The 17,517-nt window shown below is 52.9% G+C and carries 17 protein-coding genes; 14 read left to right on the top strand and 3 right to left on the bottom strand.

The features are described 5' to 3' along the window. The first annotated feature begins 63 nt into the window (after nucleotides 1-63). Both srfJ and iolI1 read left to right on the top strand, forming a co-directional pair. On the top strand, nucleotides 64-1,407 hold the full coding sequence (srfJ, locus tag ACH0VJ_RS07235) for a lysosomal glucosyl ceramidase-like type III secretion effector SrfJ (RefSeq protein ID WP_000678387.1): 1,344 nt from the start codon (nucleotides 64-66) through the stop codon (nucleotides 1,405-1,407). After that, nucleotides 1,408-2,241: a 2-keto-myo-inositol isomerase IolI1 gene (iolI1, locus tag ACH0VJ_RS07230; RefSeq protein WP_000976927.1), complete on the top strand. Its 834-nt coding sequence runs from the start codon at nucleotides 1,408-1,410 to the stop codon at nucleotides 2,239-2,241. Here the strand turns inward: iolI1 and ACH0VJ_RS07225 are convergent. Together ACH0VJ_RS07225 and iolC are read right to left on the bottom strand one after the other, a co-directional pair. Beyond that, on the bottom strand, nucleotides 2,238-3,404 hold the full coding sequence (locus ACH0VJ_RS07225; RefSeq protein ID WP_079833527.1) for an MFS transporter: 1,167 nt from the start codon (nucleotides 3,402-3,404) through the stop codon (nucleotides 2,238-2,240). The two genes, iolI1 and ACH0VJ_RS07225, sit on opposite strands and share 4 nt — an antisense overlap. Before the next feature lie 60 nt (nucleotides 3,405-3,464). After that, a complete protein-coding gene (gene iolC / locus ACH0VJ_RS07220) occupies nucleotides 3,465-5,402 on the bottom strand; it encodes a 5-dehydro-2-deoxygluconokinase (protein WP_014343940.1) in 1,938 nt (645 codons plus the stop codon). Nucleotides 5,403-5,818: 416 nt separating this feature from the next. Here iolC and iolD point away from each other — a divergent pair, with 416 nt between their 5' ends. The 5 genes from iolD (at nucleotide 5,819) to iolH (ending at nucleotide 12,173) form a co-directional block, all read left to right on the top strand. Further along, entirely contained in the window at nucleotides 5,819-7,759 is a 1,941-nt protein-coding gene (gene iolD, locus ACH0VJ_RS07215) for a 3D-(3,5/4)-trihydroxycyclohexane-1,2-dione acylhydrolase (decyclizing) (RefSeq protein ID WP_000849476.1), read from the top strand. Nucleotides 7,760-7,939: 180 nt separating this feature from the next. Next, nucleotides 7,940-8,962 carry a D-chiro-inositol-2-dehydrogenase IolG2 gene (iolG2, locus tag ACH0VJ_RS07210; RefSeq protein WP_000736098.1) on the top strand — a complete coding sequence of 341 codons (1,023 nt, stop codon included), beginning with the start codon at nucleotides 7,940-7,942 and terminating at the stop codon, nucleotides 8,960-8,962. 71 nt (nucleotides 8,963-9,033) lie between these two features. Next, entirely contained in the window at nucleotides 9,034-10,260 is a 1,227-nt protein-coding gene (locus ACH0VJ_RS07205) for an MFS transporter (protein ID WP_000661780.1), read from the top strand. A 160-nt stretch (nucleotides 10,261-10,420) separates the two neighbouring features. Then, nucleotides 10,421-11,236: a 2-keto-myo-inositol isomerase IolI2 gene (iolI2, locus tag ACH0VJ_RS07200; protein ID WP_001019386.1), complete on the top strand. Its 816-nt coding sequence runs from the start codon at nucleotides 10,421-10,423 to the stop codon at nucleotides 11,234-11,236. A 52-nt stretch (nucleotides 11,237-11,288) separates the two neighbouring features. Beyond that, entirely contained in the window at nucleotides 11,289-12,173 is an 885-nt protein-coding gene (iolH, locus tag ACH0VJ_RS07195) for a sugar phosphate isomerase/epimerase IolH (RefSeq protein WP_000683955.1), read from the top strand. A gap of 55 nt (nucleotides 12,174-12,228) precedes the next feature. On the opposite strand, the gene yjgA is transcribed toward iolH, so the two are convergent. Continuing rightward, nucleotides 12,229-12,774 (bottom strand): ribosome biogenesis factor YjgA, encoded by a 546-nt coding sequence (gene yjgA / locus ACH0VJ_RS07190; protein ID WP_000166262.1) that lies wholly within the window; start codon nucleotides 12,772-12,774, stop codon nucleotides 12,229-12,231. A gap of 95 nt (nucleotides 12,775-12,869) precedes the next feature. On the opposite strand from yjgA, the gene pmbA reads away from it, so the two are divergent. The 7 genes from pmbA (at nucleotide 12,870) to ACH0VJ_RS07155 (ending at nucleotide 17,463) form a co-directional block, all read left to right on the top strand. Then, a complete protein-coding gene (gene pmbA, locus ACH0VJ_RS07185) occupies nucleotides 12,870-14,222 on the top strand; it encodes a metalloprotease PmbA (RefSeq protein ID WP_000852994.1) in 1,353 nt (450 codons plus the stop codon). A 98-nt stretch (nucleotides 14,223-14,320) separates the two neighbouring features. Then, nucleotides 14,321-14,707, top strand: a complete 387-nt coding sequence (gene cybC, locus ACH0VJ_RS07180) for a cytochrome b562 (RefSeq protein WP_001232231.1) — start codon at nucleotides 14,321-14,323, stop codon at nucleotides 14,705-14,707. Between the two features lie 287 nt (nucleotides 14,708-14,994). After that, on the top strand, nucleotides 14,995-15,333 hold the full coding sequence (locus tag ACH0VJ_RS07175) for a glycine dehydrogenase (protein WP_001255103.1): 339 nt from the start codon (nucleotides 14,995-14,997) through the stop codon (nucleotides 15,331-15,333). A gap of 10 nt (nucleotides 15,334-15,343) precedes the next feature. Further along, complete coding sequence (locus ACH0VJ_RS07170; RefSeq protein WP_000435389.1) at nucleotides 15,344-15,706, top strand: SFCGS family glycine-rich protein; 363 nt, start codon at nucleotides 15,344-15,346, stop codon at nucleotides 15,704-15,706. Continuing rightward, complete coding sequence (locus ACH0VJ_RS07165) at nucleotides 15,706-16,008, top strand: DUF4312 family protein (protein ID WP_000975187.1); 303 nt, start codon at nucleotides 15,706-15,708, stop codon at nucleotides 16,006-16,008. Before ACH0VJ_RS07170 ends, ACH0VJ_RS07165 begins: the two co-directional genes overlap by 1 nt. Nucleotides 16,009-16,030: 22 nt before the next feature. After that, nucleotides 16,031-16,807, top strand: a complete 777-nt coding sequence (locus ACH0VJ_RS07160) for a DUF4311 domain-containing protein (protein ID WP_000478578.1) — start codon at nucleotides 16,031-16,033, stop codon at nucleotides 16,805-16,807. A gap of 11 nt (nucleotides 16,808-16,818) precedes the next feature. Beyond that, nucleotides 16,819-17,463, top strand: a complete 645-nt coding sequence (locus tag ACH0VJ_RS07155; protein WP_000392128.1) for a DUF4310 family protein — start codon at nucleotides 16,819-16,821, stop codon at nucleotides 17,461-17,463. Nucleotides 17,464-17,517: the final 54 nt, after the last annotated feature.

The following is a 17,517-nucleotide window of genomic DNA, read 5'->3' as shown; positions in this document are numbered from 1 at the left end:
GATGCTTAAGCGTCCTATCCGGCATATCACAATTTATTATCTTCTTTTATCCGGAACTTCCCTATGAAAGGCAGACTCATCTCTTCCGATCCGTATCGTCAGCAATTCCTTGTTGAGCGTGCGGTCTCTTTTTCGCATCGTCAGCGTGATTGCAGTGAATTAATCAGCGTCTTACCGCGCCACACGTTACAGCAGATTGACGGATTCGGCGGCAGCTTTACCGAAGGTGCGGGCGTGGTATTCAACAGCATGAGCGAAAAGACGAAGGCGCAATTTCTTTCCCTTTATTTTTCTGCTCAGGAACATAATTACACTCTGGCGCGGATGCCAATTCAGAGCTGTGATTTTTCCCTGGGCAATTACGCGTATGTCGATTCCAGCGCTGACCTGCTGCAGGGACGGCTCTCCTTTTCCCGCGATGAAGCGCATTTAATACCGCTGATTTCCGGGGCGTTGCGGTTAAATCCACACATGAAGCTGATGGCTTCGCCGTGGAGTCCGCCGGCGTTTATGAAAACTAATAACGATATGAACGGTGGCGGCAAGCTGCGGCGCGAATGCTACGCCGACTGGGCCGATATCATTATCAACTACCTGCTGGAATACCGCCGCCACGGCATTAATGTGCAGGCGCTCTCCGTGCAGAATGAGCCGGTGGCGGTAAAAACCTGGGACTCCTGTCTGTATAGCGTGGAAGAGGAGACAGCCTTTGCCGTGCAGTATCTGCGTCCGCGCCTCGCCCGGCAGGGTATGGATGAGATGGAGATCTATATCTGGGATCACGATAAAGATGGCCTGGTGGACTGGGCTGAACTCGCCTTTGCTGACGAAGCTAATTATAAGGGAATTAACGGGCTGGCATTCCACTGGTATACCGGCGACCATTTTTCGCAAATACAGTATCTGGCCCAGTGCCTGCCGGATAAAAAACTCCTGTTTTCCGAAGGCTGTGTGCCAATGGAGAGCGATGCCGGTAGCCAGATTCGCCACTGGCATACCTATCTCCATGACATGATTGGTAATTTCAAATCGGGTTGTAGCGGGTTTATCGACTGGAATCTGCTGTTGAACAGTGAGGGGGGGCCGAATCATCAGGGTAATCTGTGTGAAGCGCCCATTCAATACGATGCGCAAAACGACGTGCTGCGGCGTAACCACTCCTGGTATGGTATTGGCCACTTCTGCCGCTATGTGCGTCCGGGGGCGAGGGTCATGCTTTCTTCAAGTTACGATAATCTTCTGGAAGAGGTGGGATTTGTGAATCCCGACGGCGAGCGTGTGCTGGTGGTGTATAACCGCGATGTCCAGGAAAGGCGTTGCCGGGTGCTGGATGGCGATAAAGAAATCGCGTTAACGCTGCCGCCGTCAGGCGCCAGTACGTTGCTATGGCGGCAGGAGTCGATCTGAATGATGAAGCTGGGATTTAATGAAGCGACCTGTATGCGAAACTCCACGCTGGCACAGGATGTTGTGTTGGCGGAACGTTTTGGCTATGACTACATCGAAATCCGTCTGGATATGTTGCAGGAGTGGTTGCAGAAACATACGTTAAGCGAGCTGGCAGACATTTTTGCCGTCGGCCACCTTAAGCCCTGGGGCTACAATTCGCTGGAAGACATTACGTTTTGTGATAGCGAAAGCTGGGCGGAGAAACGGCGGCAGTTGGCTTTCGCCTGCCATGCTGGCTCAGTGGTGGGGGGTGATTGTCTGGTTGTGGTGCCCACCATTCGTCAGGGGGGAAATTTTCCGCCAGGGGAAACGGTGAAAGATTCAGTGAAGCGTCTGCGCGAGATGGCGGCAGTGGCGGAAGAAAGCCAGATGCGGCTGGCCTTTGAGCCGATCGGTTCCGCAGGATGCTGTGTGCGCAGTCTTGCCATGGCGATGGAGATCGTAGATGCGGTCGATCGCAGTAACGTCGGGCTGGTCGTCGATGCCTTTAATCTTTACCTGCACGATCAATGGCGGGATCTGACCACGCTTCGCCAGATCCCTGTGGAAAAGATCTTCGTTTACCATATTGATGACGCCGATAATCTGCCGCTGGCAACGCTGGAGCATTGCCATCGTCTGTTTCCTGGCAACGGCGTGATCCCACTGCATGAGATCACGCATGAGCTAGTGCAGAAGGGCTATGAGGGGATCTGTTCGCTGGAACTGTTTAACCCTGGCTACTGGCAGATGGCGGCCAGCGAAGTCTTTGCGATAGGGGCGGAAAAGACTCGCCCCTTCTTAACAGCTTAATGTTGCCGCAGCAGGAGATGGACAACCGCCGCGCCCAGCAGCGCGCAGGCCGCGGCCAGAAGAAAGACCTGCTGATAGCCGATAAACGGCGTCAGCAGGCCCGCTATTGGTCCGGTAAATCCGTAGGCCAGATCCTGAAACGCTGACCAGACGCCGAGGGCCGTACCACGAATCTCCGGTGGCACTCTGCGCACAACCTCTACGCCCAGCGATGGGAACATCAGCGAACAGCCGCAGCCGGTAATCGCCGCGCCAATCAGCGCAGCGCCTGCTGACGGGGCGGCCCACATTACCGCCAGTCCGGTCCCCTCTACCAGTAGTGAAAAGGTTGCGACCGTGGCGCCGCCGTAACGGTCGGGAAATTTGGCGCAGAAAAAACGGACAGCGATAAACGCAATGCCAAACAGCGTCATCGCAAAACCGGTGTTATCCCAGTGACGCTCGTTGAACCAGAGGGCGGTAAACGCGCTTAGGGTGGCAAAACCAATGCCCTGGAGCACAAGCCCTGTTCCGGGCCGCCACACCAGGCCGACTACCCGTAGCACTGGCACGCGGGGACGGGCTGTTGGGATATTCCCCGGAATGCCATAGATGACTCCGCTGGCGATGATCGGCAACAGCACGACGAGGAGCGCCGGAAGCGCCAGGCCGGCCCTGGCGTAAAGCGACAGCCCCAGCGGCGCGCCGATAGCCAGCGCACCGTAGGTTGCCATGCCGTTCCAGGAAATAACCTGACCCGCGTGGGTCGAGCCCGCCAGCCACATCCCCCAGGTTAAATTACCGGTCAAAATGAAACTTTCACCGATGCCCAGCAGCACACGACCAACAATCAGTATGGCCCATGCGAGCAGCGGAACCGGGTGAGCGATTAGACTGACCAGCATCAGCAGACCTGATGCGGCGCAGTAGAACTGACCGGTGATAACCGTCCGACGTCCGCCTGACGTGTCGGCTTTTCGACCCGCGGCGCCCCGGGTAAGCAAAGTGGCGATAAACTGGCTGCCTACCGCGATACCGATCAACAGATCGCTCAGATGCAACTGCTGCTGAACGTACAGCGTCAGCATGACTAACGGGATGCCAATAGTCAGATAGTTGAGAAACATCGCGGCGCTGATGCGAAACAGCGTGATCGATGTGGAATGTTGTGTGAGAGCTGGCATGGAATCGTCCTTGAACACGCCCCTTGTCCGATGCAGACACGGGGCGTGATGAGGCAGGCATTAACGTGCCGGGCGGTATTCGCGCCAGTAGTCGATAAGCATGCGATATTTTTGTTTCACCGTTGCGATGAGCTGTTCATCGTTAAGCTGGCCGCCTAACCACTGGCGTGACGGTTCGCCAAAGATGGTCCGGCCGACGGCGAAACCTTTCACCCAGGGCATATCCGCTGCTGCGGCGAATCCTGACTTCAACTCGCTTTCCGGTGCGTCCAGGCCAAGTATCAATATACCGCGACATTCAGGGTCATAATGCTCAATATGCTGGCTGATTTCTCGCCAACGATCTGGGCTTAACGGCGGCAGTTTCCACCAGTCCGGCAGGATTCCCAGTTGATAAAAACGTTCCACAATCTGAGGATAGTATTGCTCATTTTGGTCTGCCGCATCGCGCGGCAAGATGACTTCCAGCAGCAGATCGTGACCAGACTGGCAGCAGGCGCGGTAAACCTCGTCAATGAGCGCCTCTTGTTCAAGACGTACCGACTCTGCATCGAGTGGATGATAGAAGACCAGACATTTCACGACGTGCTCTTGCGGCCAGCTGACAAGCTGAGAGCCAATATCGCCATGTTCCAGCTTCAGCGGATACGAACCGGGCATCTCAACCGGTCGGCCAATCCACCATCCCTGGCCGGTCACGTCGTTAAGCGCCTGCTGACCAAAAGTGGTATCGGCAAGGATGCCGCTATTATTCTGTAAACCGGCCTCAAGCGCCGCCTGACGCGCCCCTTCCAGCAGTAGCATCTTCAGGGGAGGGATCGCGGATTCACTGGCGCCGACTTCATTTGCGATATCCACCAGTTGCTTGCGATGGTCAAAGGCGAATACGCACAGCTCCGGCCAGTGCTGTTTACGGGTTGTGACCCGATGAAGGTGATTCAGCCGCGGGTCTTTGTCTGGCCGGGTGATGGATTGTTCACGCGCGAGGTAGTCGTCCAGCTCTTTTTTGGTTGGCATGGCGGGGGCACAACCGTGGCGCGATACCACTAACGCGCCGCAGGCGTTTGCATAACGGCAGGCTTGCTCCCAGCTTTCATCGTTCAGGTATCCCCGCAGCAGTCCTGACATAAAGGCATCGCCCGCGCCCAGCACGTTCAGAACGTCTACACGAACGCCGCTATGTATCTTCACCTGCGACCAGTCATCGGCGATGTTGCCTTCAAAGACTGAGCAGCCCAGCGCGCCGCGTTTGCACACCAGTACGGCCTGGGTCAACTGACGGACGCGCCGCAGGGCGGTCAGCGTGTCGGTACTGCCGCCGGCGATATGGAATTCTTCTTCGGTCCCAACGATCAGATCGAAATGGCGCAATACCTGCTGGAGCTGTTCGGTAACCTGTGATGAGGCGATGAAACGTGTTTCACCGTCTCCTAGCGACGTCAGGCCCCACAGTACGGGGCGGTAGTCGATATCCAGTGCCCGCCGCAGCCCGTGTTTTTGCGCATACTCCAGCGCTTTAAGAACGGCGGCGCGCGTATTGGGGTGAGAAAGATGGGTGCCGGTGACGGCTAATGCGCGTGAAGAAGCGATGTAATCTTCGCGGATATCCTCAGGTGTTAGCGCCATGTCCGCGCAGTTATCGCGGTAGAAGATCAGAGGAAAGGTGTCCTGATCTTTAATGCCGAGGATCACCAACGCGGTCAGACGATCGCGATCCGACAGCAGGCACTGCGTATCCACACCAACGCGGTTTAATTCTTCACGAACGAAACGTCCCATATGCTCATCGCCGACGCGGGCCAGCATAGCGGAACGTAATCCCTGAATGGCCGTGCCGTAGGCAACATTGCCTGACGATCCCCCTAAATATTTAGCGAAAGTCGTCATATCCTCCAGCCGCGACCCGATTTGTTGACCATACAAATCAACGGCGACTCGTCCCAGACAGATAACGTCCAGCGGCTTTTGCTCACTACTGACTGCTTTATTCATTGACATATCCCCTAACAGAAGACGGTGTTATTTTTGCCCATACTAAGGTTTGGTGATTTCATTTTCAATAAAAATGGAAATAATGTTTTCATTTATTGTTTGAACAAGATCACAGAAATGGCATTTCCGGGCAACGCGTATGATCGTTTTTTGTTGTGTTTTTTGTTTTAATTGATTGATTATTAATGTTTTATTTCTTTTAAAAGCACATGGAAGATAAATTTCATTTTCATGAAAAATACGCCTAAATGGCGAAATTTTTTAACCGTTTTTTGATCTCCTTCCCATAAATGAAATATAAATTCCATATAATTGTGAGAACGGAAATTTTGATCCTATGATAAGTCTCTGTGTTTTTGGGGCTGAAGCGATGCATAAGCAGGCAACGACAGCCGAACGGTTGATAAAAGCAGGTGGGGTACATGAAAACAATCAGGTTGACCATGGCGCAGGCTTTGGTGCGCTTTCTTGATAATCAGTACATCGACGTAGACGGCAGCGAAATCAAATTTGTAAAAGGGATTTTCGCCATTTTTGGCCACGGGAACGTCGTCGGATTGGGGCAAGCGCTGGAAGAGGACTGTGGCCAACTTAGCGTTCATCAAGGGCGTAACGAACAGGGAATGGCGCATATCGCGACGGGGTTTGCCCGCCAGATGCGTCGCCATCAGATTTATGCCTGCACCTCCTCAGTGGGGCCAGGGGCCGCCAATATGATCACCGCAGCGGCGACCGCGACGGCTAACCGTATTCCACTGCTTTTGCTGCCGGGCGATGTGTACGCATCGCGTCAACCCGACCCGGTTTTGCAACAGGTTGAACAAGAACACGATCTGACGCTGAGCACCAATGACGCTTTCCGTGCAGTTAGCCGCTACTGGGATCGCATTACGCGTCCGGAACAGCTAATGAGCGCCTGTATCAGCGCGATGCGGGTGTTAACCGATCCGGCGGATACGGGGGCCGTGACGCTTTGCCTGCCACAGGATGTGCAGGGTGAAGCCTGGGATTATCCGGATTATTTTTTCGCTCGCCGGGTCTATCGTCTTGAGCGTCACGCGCCGACGGAGCCGATGCTGAACGAGGCGGTTGCGCTGATTCGCCGCCACCAGCGGCCGCTGATCGTTTGCGGCGGGGGCGTGAAGTACTCGCAGGCTGAAGAGGCGCTGCTGAGATTTGCCGAACGCTGTCATCTGCCGATTGCTGAAACCCAGGCTGGCAAGGGAGCGCTCAGTTCTGCACACCCGCTGAACGTCGGCGGGATTGGCGAAACCGGTTCACTGGCGGCGAATCTGCTGGCGCAGGAGGCCGATCTGATTATCGGTGTAGGGACGCGCTATACCGATTTCACCACCTCCTCAAAGTGGATCTTCCAGAATCCCGACGTGCGCTACTTAAATATCAACGTTAGCCGCTTTGATGTCTTCAAGCTGGATGGCGTACAGATGCAGGGTGACGCTCGCGTCGCCCTGACGCAGCTTAGCGAACGGCTGGCCCAGGAGCATTATGCTTCGCAATGGGGTGAGACTATTCACCGCGTCCGCTCGCAATATATGGCGGAAGTTGAGCGCGTCTATGCTGTGGAATATAGCGGAGAGGGCTTCAAACCTGAAATTGAGGATCATATGGATACTCAAAAGGTGTTTGAAGAGTTTAATGAGATTACGCGGTCGTGGCTGACCCAGACGCGCGTGTTGGGTGTGCTTAACCGGATGTTGCCGGAAAACGCGCTGGTGGTGGCGGCGGCGGGCAGCCTGCCGGGCGACCTCCAGCGTGTCTGGCAAAGCCGCGGCGAGAATGATTACCACGTCGAGTACGGCTACTCCTGTATGGGCTACGAAGTCAATGCCGCATTGGGGGCCAAACTGGCGCAGCCGGAGCGCGAGGTGTACAGCTTCGTGGGCGACGGTTCGTTCATGATGCTGCACTCTGAGTTGGTCACTTCCGTCCAGATGGGGAAAAAGATTACCGTCATTTTGCTCGATAACATGACCAACGGCTGTATCAATAATCTGCAAATGGAACACGGTATGGACAGTTACTTCACCGAGTTTCGTTTCCATCAGCAGGAGAGCGGTCGTCAGGAAGGCGGGTTTATCCCGGTCGATTTCGCTCGCATCGCTGAAGGATATGGTTGTAAAAGCTATCGCGTCACCACCATTGAACAACTGCATGAAGCGTTGGAAGATGCTCGTAAACAGACCGTGAGCACGCTGATAGACATAAAAGTGCTTCCCAAAACGATGGTGCATAAGTACCTGAGCTGGTGGCGCGTTGGTGGGGCGCAGGTATCCCGTAGCGAACGTATCCAGGCGGTAGCGCGTATGCTTGAAGAACATATCGGACACGCCCGGCAGTACTGATTAATTTGCCGTCGTTCAGGTTGCAGAAGTGTGGTTATTGTTCTGCAACCTGAACGATACAGCGTCAACGCATTGTTTGCTTTTCAGAACGGCAAAATAAAACGATCCGTTTTTCGCAGAATTACGGATGCTTTTCTTTTGCGGTTTTAAATTTACTATTCATGAGATTAAGAGGTACGAATGAAAAAGCTTCGATGTGGTGTTATTGGCCTCGGTCGGGTAGGTAAAATGCATGTTGAGAATATGTATTTACTGCCTCAATTAGATATTATCTGCGCCGCCGATTATTTTATTGAGGAGATGAGCGATTGGCTTTATTCGGTAAATATAACTTCAGGGTATAAAAATTATCAGGAACTTTTACAGCGTGATGATATAGAGGCAGTTTTTATTTTCACCTCAACGGATATGCACGAAGAGATCGTCACGGCGGCAGCGCAGGCGGGGAAGCACATTTTTTGTGAAAAACCGCTCAGCATGAATGAGGATGAGCAGGCCTCAATGGCGGTGCTGAGAAAAGTGAAAGAGAAGGGGGTGACGCTGCAGGTTGCCTTTAATCGCCGTTTTGATCCTCAGTTTCACGAGGTCTTTGAGCTGGTGCGCAGCGGCAAGATTGGTCGGCCCCAGATGATAAAAATCACCTCCCGCGATCCGGACCTGCTACCCCATGATCTGATCAAACGTATTGGCGGTCTGATTTTTGACTTCACCATGCATGACTTTGATATGGCTCGTTTTATGATGCAGGATGAAGTCAGCGAAGTCTATGTTAAGGGCAATACGCTGATTGATCCCAGCCTGAAAAATATTGATGATGTTGATACGCTTGCGGTGATGCTGACTTTCAGAAACGGCGGCTACGCGCTCATTGATAACAGCCGTCGGGCGGTATATGGCTATGACCAACGGGTGGAGGTTTTTGGCTCAGAAGGGATGGCGTATGCGGATAACGTTAGTGAATCGACGGTGAAAGTTTTCAACAGCCAGCACTGCATAATGAAAAATCCTCTTCCTGATTTCACGGTTCGTTATCGCGAAGCTTACCGAACGGAAATATTACACTTTATTGATTCAGTCCTGCATCATACGCCGGTTGTCTGTACCGGCGAAGACGCATTATTGGCCCAGCGTATCGCTATTGCCGCGCAGCAATCATTAAAAAGCGGGCTGCCGGTGAAAATAACAAGCGATATTTATCTTTAACTGCATCTGTTAATAATGAATAAACTCTCGCACTGAAAGTGTGAGAGCTTTTCTATACCGAGGGTAATAAAATGAAAGAAATGCAGGCAACGCTGCCCCAGACATTTTATATAAAACCAGGTAAGTTTATCTGGAGCTACCTGGGAACATTTTTATTTATGTTGGGCGGCTGTATTGAGAACAGCTGGTTATCTGCCTGGTTAAATACGCAGGGGTTTGATCAGGCGCATATCGGGCAGATTTTTGCCGGGTATGGGATTGTGGTCGCGATTACCTCCTGGCTATCCGGCGTCTGTGTGGACGTTTTTGGTCCTAAAAAGGTGATGGTTACCGGTTTTATCGTCTATCTTCTGGCTTCCGTCGCGTTTCTGAACTTTGCGCTACCCAGCCATGATTTTGGCGCCATTCTCGTGACCTATATGCTGCGTGGCGTGGGGTATCCGCTGGTCTGTTACTCCTTCCTGGTACGCCTGACCATCCAGTTGGATAATCACCAGCAAGGGATCGGCACCTCGCTGTTTTGGGTGGTCTATAACCTTGGTTTTACCATCATTGGGCCGGTGGTGGCGGCGTCGTTAATTCCTGCGTTGGGGCATATCAACGTGATGTGGGCCGGGATGGGCGTTGCGCTGCTGGGGGTTCTCTTCATGCTGGTGCTGGAACGCAATGAATTCATTCTGAAACCGCGAACGACGCCGGTCTTCAAAGAGTTATCTGCGGGTATCTCCATTATGTATGAACGGCCACGGATCGGTCTGGCGGTGATTGTCAAAACTATTAACGGTCTTGGCACCTATGGTTTTGTTGTCGTATTACCTCTGTTTCTGCTGGATAAGCACTTTACGCTTGAGGAATGGGCGAGTATTTGGGGGATTACCTTTATCTCTAACCAGGTCTTCAACATTATCTTTGGCTGGATGGGCGATAAAATTGGTTTTCGCCGAACCATCCAGATTTTTGGCAGCATCCTGACCGGTGTCGCTACGCTGATTGTTTACTGGGTGCCGATGATATGGGGGCATAACTATGTCGCCTTTATGCTGGCGATGTGTTTGTGGGGAGCCGGGCTGGCTGGCTTTGTGCCAATGACGCCGCTGGTGCCGATGATGGCGCCGGATAAGAAGGGGGCGGCGAACTCGGCCGTGAACTTTGGCTCCGGCCTGGGGAATTTCGTTGGGCCAGCGCTGGTCTCCGTTCTGGCAGGGTTCGGCACCGGCGTGGTGATGTATACTATGGCGGGGCTCTATTTATTCAGCGGCATCCTGGTGCAGTTTCTTAAAGTGCCTGGCGAGAAATAGCTTCAAATATTCTTCAAAAATCCCTTATAGCCTGTGATGTTCATCACTAAATTAAACCGGTTTTTATCAAGATTGATAAAGCCGGTTTTTTCACCCTACGTTAAATTGTACTAACGGATTACGGTTATTTACCCACTCATATACGTTCAGGGAGAAAATAATGAATATCGAAAAAACACGGTTTTGTATTAACCGGAAAATTGCACCGGGTCTAAGTATAGAAGCATTCTTTCGACTGGTTAAACGTCTTGAGTTTAATAAAGTGGAATTGCGTAATGATATGCCTAGCGGCAGCGTTACTGATGACTTGAATTATAATCAGGTGCGTAACCTGGCAGAAAAGTATGGACTTGAAATTGTCACAATTAATGCGGTCTATCCCTTCAACCAACTGACCGAGGAGGTAGTAAAAAAAACGGAAGGATTATTACGAGACGCGCAGGGAGTCGGCGCGCGGGCATTAGTTCTTTGTCCGCTGAATGATGGAACGATTGTGCCGCCGGAGGTTACGGTTGAGGCAATAAAACGACTGAGCGATCTCTTTGCCCGGTATGATATTCAGGGGCTGGTTGAACCTTTGGGATTCCGCGTAAGTTCGCTGCGTTCTGCCGTCTGGGCTCAGCAACTGATCCGGGAAGCAGGTTCCCCCTTTAAGGTTTTGCTGGATACCTTCCATCATCATCTGTACGAAGAGGCCGAAAAGGAGTTTGCGTCGCGCATTGATATTTCTGCTATCGGGTTGGTGCATTTGTCCGGTGTGGAAGACACCCGACCAACGGAAGCATTGGCTGATGAGCAGCGTATTATGCTGAGTGAAAAGGATGTAATGCAGAATTACCAGCAGGTGCAGCGTCTGGAAAATATGGGATATCGCGGTATTTACGCTTTTGAACCTTTTTCTTCCCAGTTGGCTTCCTGGAGTGAGGCGGAAATAGAGGAACAAATTAATCGCAGCGTGTCATTGCTGTTGCAATGATACAGCTAATTTCCAGGTGACCGTTTTCAGTTTCCGCAGCGTGGTATTTACAATGAAAATTGCTTTTGATGTCGATGTTATTAAACATTTACCCATTACCCAAATGGTACGGCAGGTTTCCGAGTGGGGGTATAAATATATTGAGCAGTCGCCGCACCCGCGTATTAATCCGTTTTATAAACACCCTAAAGCTGGTCGCGATACCATGCAGGAGTATAAACGCGCCTTGCAGAACTACGGTGTGGAAATCTCGTCATTTATTGTGGTTTATCGTTGGTCCGGCCCCGATGAAGAGCGTCGGCGCGCCGCGGTAACCAACTGGAAGCGGATGATTGAGATTGCCGTTGATATGGGCGTACAGGTGATTAATACCGAGCTTTCCGGGACGCCGGATGAGCCGGAGATTTGTGAAGAGATGTGGTATCGCTCCATGGAGGAACTGCTGCCGATCGTGGAACGAGAGGGAATTCGAATCGAAATTCAGTCTCACCCCTGGGATTTCTGCGAACTGAACGATGAGACGGTCGACATGGTGCAGTCTTTGCGTAGTGATAACGTGACCTATCTGTACAGCGCACCGCATGGCTTCTTTTACGATAAAGGGCAGGGCGACGTCGCAAGGATGCTGAACTATGCCGGGGCCGATCTTTCGCATGTTCTGCTGGCCGATACGCACAACCACACGCTTCCCTGCCGCTATATCATGAACCCGCCTGGCGTGAATGCGACGATTCATCAGCACATCGGGCTGGGAGAAGGTGAGGTTGATTTTGACGCGCTATTCCAGGCGCTGCGTGAAATGGATTTTGCAAACCGCACGTTTAAGGTGGGCGGTGAGGCAATTATCACCACGTCGCTGTTTGGTTATCCTGAAAAAATGAGTGTTCAGGCGGTGGAAACGCGCGAGCGGATCGAGCGGGAGTTACTCGGACGTTAAAAAAGGGTGGATTTGCCTGTACCGCGCCACAGGCTGGCGCGGTCATTTACGGCAATTACCCTTCGTTTTCCGCCAGCTCGCGCAGATACTGGAAAATCTGACGCGCTGATTTCGGCGGTTTGTTGCCTTCTTTCTCTTTCTTCGCATTGCGGATCAATGAACGAAGCTGTTGACGATCGGCGTGCGGCCACAGGGTCAGTACTTCGGCTACCGCGTCATCGCCTTCGACGATCAGACGATCGCGCAGATGCTCAAGCTTGTGAAACAGCACCACCTGCTGATTATGGCGGTTCTTCAGCTTGTCCAGCGCCTGGCGAATAGGTTCAACGTCGCGTTGGCGCAGCATTTTTCCGATAAGCTGCAACTGGCGGCGGCGTCCTTCCATTTTGATACGCTGGGCCAGTTCAATGGCGTCGCGCAGATCAGCATCCAGCGGGATCTTATCCAGCGCGTTTTTCCCCAGATCCACCAGTTCCGCGCCCAGGCGTTTTAATTCCTCGGCATCGCGTTTAATTTCACTTTTACTGACCCAGATAATTTCATCGTCTTCGATGTCATCACCGGGAACGTCGTCGAGCCAGTCTTCGGGCTGCTTTGTCATGTCAGGCTCCTTAAAAAAAGAGGCTAATGTTACCAGTTAAGATGCGCACTGAAAAACGGTTCTCTGTTAGACTTCAGAGAAACTCTCTCTACATTATGGCATTTGCAATGAAAGTAATCTCACAAGTTGAAGCGCAGCGTAAGATTCTGGAAGAAGCAGTTTCGACAGCGCTGGAGTTAGCCTCAGGCAAATCGGATGGGGCGGAAGTCGCCGTCAGCAAGACCACCGGCATTAGCGTCAGCACCCGTTATGGTGAAGTAGAGAATGTCGAATTTAATAGCGACGGCGCGCTGGGTATTACGGTGTATCACCAGAACCGCAAAGGCAGCGCCTCTTCGACAGATTTAAGCCCGCAGGCGATTGCCCGTACCGTGCAGGCCGCGCTGGATATCGCGCGTTACACGTCGCCGGACCCGTGCGCAGGCGTGGCGGACAAAGAACTGCTGGCGTTTGACGCGCCGGATCTGGACTTGTTCCACCCGGCAGAGGTTACGCCAGACGAAGCCATTGAACTGGCCGCGCGTGCGGAACAGGCTTCTCTAAAGGCGGATAAACGCATCACCAATACCGAAGGCGGTAGTTTTAACAGCCATTACGGCATTAAAGTGTTCGGCAACAGCCACGGTATGTTGCAGGGATATTGCTCCACGCGCCATTCGCTCTCAAGCTGCGTCATCGCCGAAGAGAACGGCGATATGGAGCGTGATTACGCTTACACCATCGGCCGGGCAATGGCGGATCTGCAAGCGCCGGAATGGGTCGGGGCCGAGTGCGCGCGCCGTACCTTATCCCGCCTGTCGCCGCGCAAGCTCTCCACTATGAAAGCGCCGGTCATTTTCGCCAATGAAGTGGCGACAGGGCTATTTGGTCATCTGGTCGGGGCGATTGCCGGCGGCGCGGTATACCGTAAATCCACTTTTCTGCTCGACTCGCTGGGCAAACAAATTCTGCCTGAATGGTTAACCATCGAAGAACACCCGCATCTGCTAAAAGGGCTGGCGTCTTCACCGTTCGACAGCGAAGGCGTGCGTACGGAGCGCCGGGACATTGTGAAGGATGGCGTACTGACGCAATGGTTGCTGACCAACTATTCCGCCCGCAAACTGGGGCTGAAAAGTACCGGTCATGCCGGCGGCATTCATAACTGGCGTATCGCCGGGCAGGGGCTGAACTTTGAGCAGTTGCTAAAAGAGATGGGCACCGGCCTGGTGGTGACGGAACTGATGGGCCAGGGCGTCAGCGGTATTACCGGCGACTACTCCCGCGGCGCTGCGGGATTCTGGGTTGAAAATGGTGAAATCCAGTACCCGGTAAGTGAAATTACCATTGCCGGTAATTTAAAAGAGATGTGGCGTAATATTGTCACCGTGGGTGATGATATTGAAACGCGCAGTAATATACAGTGTGGTTCGGTATTGTTACCGGAGATGAAAATCGCCGGACAATAATACCCGTCATACTTCAGGCTGCAGGCGCGTTGGCTGCCTGCGACCCGAATTATTCAGGGTATTACACTTATCGTTAATAATAAAAAAGGAAGTGAGCAATGCGTAAAAGCCTGTTAGCTATTCTTGCTGTGTCATCGCTGGTATTCGGTTCGGCTGTTTTTGCTGCCGATCTTGAAGATAATATGGATATTCTCAATGATAACCTGAAAGTTGTTGAGAAAACGGATAGTGCCCCTGAGCTGAAAGCGGCATTAACCAAAATGCGCGCGGCCGCGCTGGATGCTCAAAAAGCTACGCCGCCAAAGCTGGAAGATAAAGCGCCGGATAGCCCGGAAATGAAGGATTTTCGTCACGGTTTTGACATTCTGGTCGGCCAAATTGATGGCGCGCTGAAGCTGGCGAACGAAGGTAACGTTAAAGAAGCGAAAGCGGCGGCGGAAGCGCTAAAAACCACCCGCAATACGTATCATAAGAAGTATCGTTAATTTTTGTGGGATGGCGGCTTCGCTTTATCCGCAGGTCGCCATCCGGCAAAATGTAATACCCATCACACTTTCTCACTTTATACGACAACGTCATTGTTTGTTTCTGCCACGCTATTTCCTCTTTATGCCGCGATAGATCTCACACTTTCCCGGCGATAATTCATTAATGCCGCCTTTTCTGTGGCGCAGATCACCTATCCCACTCGCGTTTCCACTTCGAGGTGGAAAATAACTCGCTACAAACTTTTAACCCTTACCGCTAGTTTTATCTCATTGCCATTAACGGGGTGAGACGCGTGGATAACGGAGCAGTAAAACACGATGCCGGTGAGCGAATTAACGAACTGGCTGAACAGGTGTTAACGCAGGTGGATGGCCTGCTGGGGCGGCATCACATTGTCCCCAATGCGGTACAGACGCAAATGCTGACCTCGCACGTTCGCGCGATGGCGCACCGGTCAATTACCGGCGAGCCTTTACCGGAAGTCGATGCCAGCTTGTTTGATGAAATCTCAGCCGAATCAATGGCGCTCGCCCGCGAAATCGTGGCGGCGTTTGGCAACCTTCCTGACGAAGAAGCCTGGCTATTATCGGTACATTTTGAAGTCGCGAAAGACAACCTCTAAGGAGCAAAAAATGGAACAGATTACCGTCGTGATTGGCGATCGCCTGGGTAAAGGCCAGAAAGTAGCGGCAGGCGTGGAAAAAGCGGGCGGTCGCGCGGTCGTCGTACCGGGCGTCGCGGCAGACATGAAGCTGGGCGATGTGATGAAAGCGGAAAACGCCACCTTCGGCATTTCATTTTGCGGCAGCGGCGGCGCGGGCGCTATCACCGCGCAAAACAAGCATGGCTACAAAGCCAAATATGGAATGCGGTCAGTGGATGAAGGCGTCACCGCTATCAATGAAGGCTGCAACGTGTTGGGTTTCGGCTTTATGGATAAAGAAGAGCTCGGCGAGCGCCTGGTGCAGGCGTGGCAAAAGAAATACGGCGCCTGATGATGAAAGAGCAATTCACCACCACGGTGAGAGTAAAAGGCAAGGGCGACGCCAAAGCACGCGCCTTTGCCGATGCGCTGAACCATGTTCAGTCGGCGGTGATGAGAGAGTCGCCGTATATCTTACTGCGTATTGAGCCACAGGATGTGCGGATTGTTCAGGCGCATGAGTCGGTGCGTAAAGAGGCCTTTCTGTTTTTCTTTTTGCGCCGGGAACGACGCACTTACAGCGTGGAGCTGGATGTGACCGTCAACGTGACCGCCATCAATCTCGACAGGGTGGATTTCGTCGCGAAACGCTGATTTTTATTAAAAAGGCATAGTTATGTTCCTGATAATACTAATTAAATCGCTCATTATCGGCGCGCTGGTCGGCGTAGGGGTGGGCGCTGGGGCTGCACGCATGTTTCACGCGCCAACCACGCAGGGGATGGGCGCGTTCCGTACGTTGGGCGAACTCAACTCTTGTGAAGGCGACCCGGCATCTCACTTCTCCTTTGGGCTGGGTTTCTTCTTTAACGCCTGGGCGTCGTCTGTGGCGGCCGGATCGTTCACCCAGGATGTCGATCACCGCATCATCCCTAACTGGGGCGCGGCGGCGCTAATGATCAAAAACCGTAACGTCGGCGAGACGCTGCACGATCCGAAAAAAATGGCGATCGCCTGCGCCGTCATCGGCATGATCGTCGTGACGTTCCTTAACCTGACCGCCTCATCCGTGCCAGAAGCGCTACAGGTGACGGCGGTTAAGGTGCTGGTACCGGCGGCAAACCTGCTGGTCAACATCGTCATGCCTGTGATCTTCTGGTTAGCGGCGATCGACGCTGGTAAAAAATCGGGCTTCTGGGCCACCGTTTTCGGCGGCGCGGCGCAGCTCATCATGGGGAACGCCGTACCGGGGCTGGTGCTGGGTATTTTGATCGGCAAAGGCGTAGAAGAGAGCGGCTGGAACCATGTCACCAAAGTGATGATGGTCGCCATCGTTTTGCTGTTTGTGTTGAGCGGATTCTTCCGCGGCTTCGACATGAAAATGATCGAGTCTTTCAACATGACGGTACCGAACTGGCTTGAACTGATCCACAACTCGCTCAGCGGCAAATAACGGAGGCCACAATGGAAGAGAATAAAGGTTTTTGGTATGCCGACTGGTCGTTCCCGATCTTTGTTGGCCTGCTCTCCTCCGGCGTTTTCGCCGGGACGCACATGTACTATCTGTACGGTATCGGCGCATTTAACGAAGTCGCTTTTGTGGCGATGTTGAAAGCGGGGATGGATACCGGCGTCTACGGCGCGGTCGCCGCTTTCGGCGCCAGCTTTTTATTTGCCCGCATTATCGAAGGTTCGCTGGTCGGAATTCTGGATATCGGCGGGGCAATTCAGACTGGCGTGGGCTTAGGGGTTCCGGCGTTACTGCTGGGGGCTGGCTTTGTCTTCCCGGTGGCGAACTTTATCGCTTCGCTGATAACCGGTCTGGTGATTGGCCTGGCGATTGGCTACATCATTATTCTGGCGCGTAAGTTCACCATCAATCAGAGCGACTCCACGTACGGAGCGGACGTCATGATGGGGGCCGGTAACACTTCAGGCCGTTTTCTGGGGCCGTTGATTATCCTCAGCGCCATGACGGCATCGATTCCTATTGGTCTGGGCTCTCTGGTGGGCGCGCTGCTGTTTTATATCTGGCAGAAGCCGATTACTGGCGGCGCGATTTTAGGCGCGATGATCCTCGGTTCCATCTTCCCGGTTGCGATTAGCTAACTGTTGATTTGTAGGCCGGATAAGGCGGTTGCGCCGCCATCCGGCAAAGGAGAG

The sequence above is a fragment of the Salmonella sp. 2020_1459 genome (genome assembly GCF_043847915.1).
Lineage (GTDB): Bacteria > Pseudomonadota > Gammaproteobacteria > Enterobacterales > Enterobacteriaceae > Salmonella > Salmonella enterica.
This window is presented reverse-complemented; position numbering and strand designations above follow the sequence as displayed.

What these genes read in the sequence shown, in the direction of transcription:
- iolD (WP_000849476.1), top strand. Translation starts at nt 5,819, where the DNA reads ATGAAAACAATCAGGTTGACCATGGCGCAGGCTTTGGTGCGCTTTCTT.
- ACH0VJ_RS07225 (WP_079833527.1), bottom strand. Translation starts at nt 3,404, where the DNA reads ATGCCAGCTCTCACACAACATTCCACATCGATCACGCTGTTTCGCATC.
- yjgA (WP_000166262.1), bottom strand. Translation starts at nt 12,774, where the DNA reads ATGACAAAGCAGCCCGAAGACTGGCTCGACGACGTTCCCGGTGATGAC.
- iolG2 (WP_000736098.1), top strand. Translation starts at nt 7,940, where the DNA reads ATGAAAAAGCTTCGATGTGGTGTTATTGGCCTCGGTCGGGTAGGTAAA.
- iolH (WP_000683955.1), top strand. Translation starts at nt 11,289, where the DNA reads ATGAAAATTGCTTTTGATGTCGATGTTATTAAACATTTACCCATTACC.
- iolI1 (WP_000976927.1), top strand. Translation starts at nt 1,408, where the DNA reads ATGATGAAGCTGGGATTTAATGAAGCGACCTGTATGCGAAACTCCACG.
- cybC (WP_001232231.1), top strand. Translation starts at nt 14,321, where the DNA reads ATGCGTAAAAGCCTGTTAGCTATTCTTGCTGTGTCATCGCTGGTATTC.
- iolC (WP_014343940.1), bottom strand. Translation starts at nt 5,402, where the DNA reads ATGTCAATGAATAAAGCAGTCAGTAGTGAGCAAAAGCCGCTGGACGTT.
- pmbA (WP_000852994.1), top strand. Translation starts at nt 12,870, where the DNA reads ATGGCATTTGCAATGAAAGTAATCTCACAAGTTGAAGCGCAGCGTAAG.
- ACH0VJ_RS07205 (WP_000661780.1), top strand. Translation starts at nt 9,034, where the DNA reads ATGAAAGAAATGCAGGCAACGCTGCCCCAGACATTTTATATAAAACCA.
- ACH0VJ_RS07165 (WP_000975187.1), top strand. Translation starts at nt 15,706, where the DNA reads ATGATGAAAGAGCAATTCACCACCACGGTGAGAGTAAAAGGCAAGGGC.
- ACH0VJ_RS07155 (WP_000392128.1), top strand. Translation starts at nt 16,819, where the DNA reads ATGGAAGAGAATAAAGGTTTTTGGTATGCCGACTGGTCGTTCCCGATC.
- ACH0VJ_RS07160 (WP_000478578.1), top strand. Translation starts at nt 16,031, where the DNA reads ATGTTCCTGATAATACTAATTAAATCGCTCATTATCGGCGCGCTGGTC.
- ACH0VJ_RS07170 (WP_000435389.1), top strand. Translation starts at nt 15,344, where the DNA reads ATGGAACAGATTACCGTCGTGATTGGCGATCGCCTGGGTAAAGGCCAG.
- srfJ (WP_000678387.1), top strand. Translation starts at nt 64, where the DNA reads ATGAAAGGCAGACTCATCTCTTCCGATCCGTATCGTCAGCAATTCCTT.
- iolI2 (WP_001019386.1), top strand. Translation starts at nt 10,421, where the DNA reads ATGAATATCGAAAAAACACGGTTTTGTATTAACCGGAAAATTGCACCG.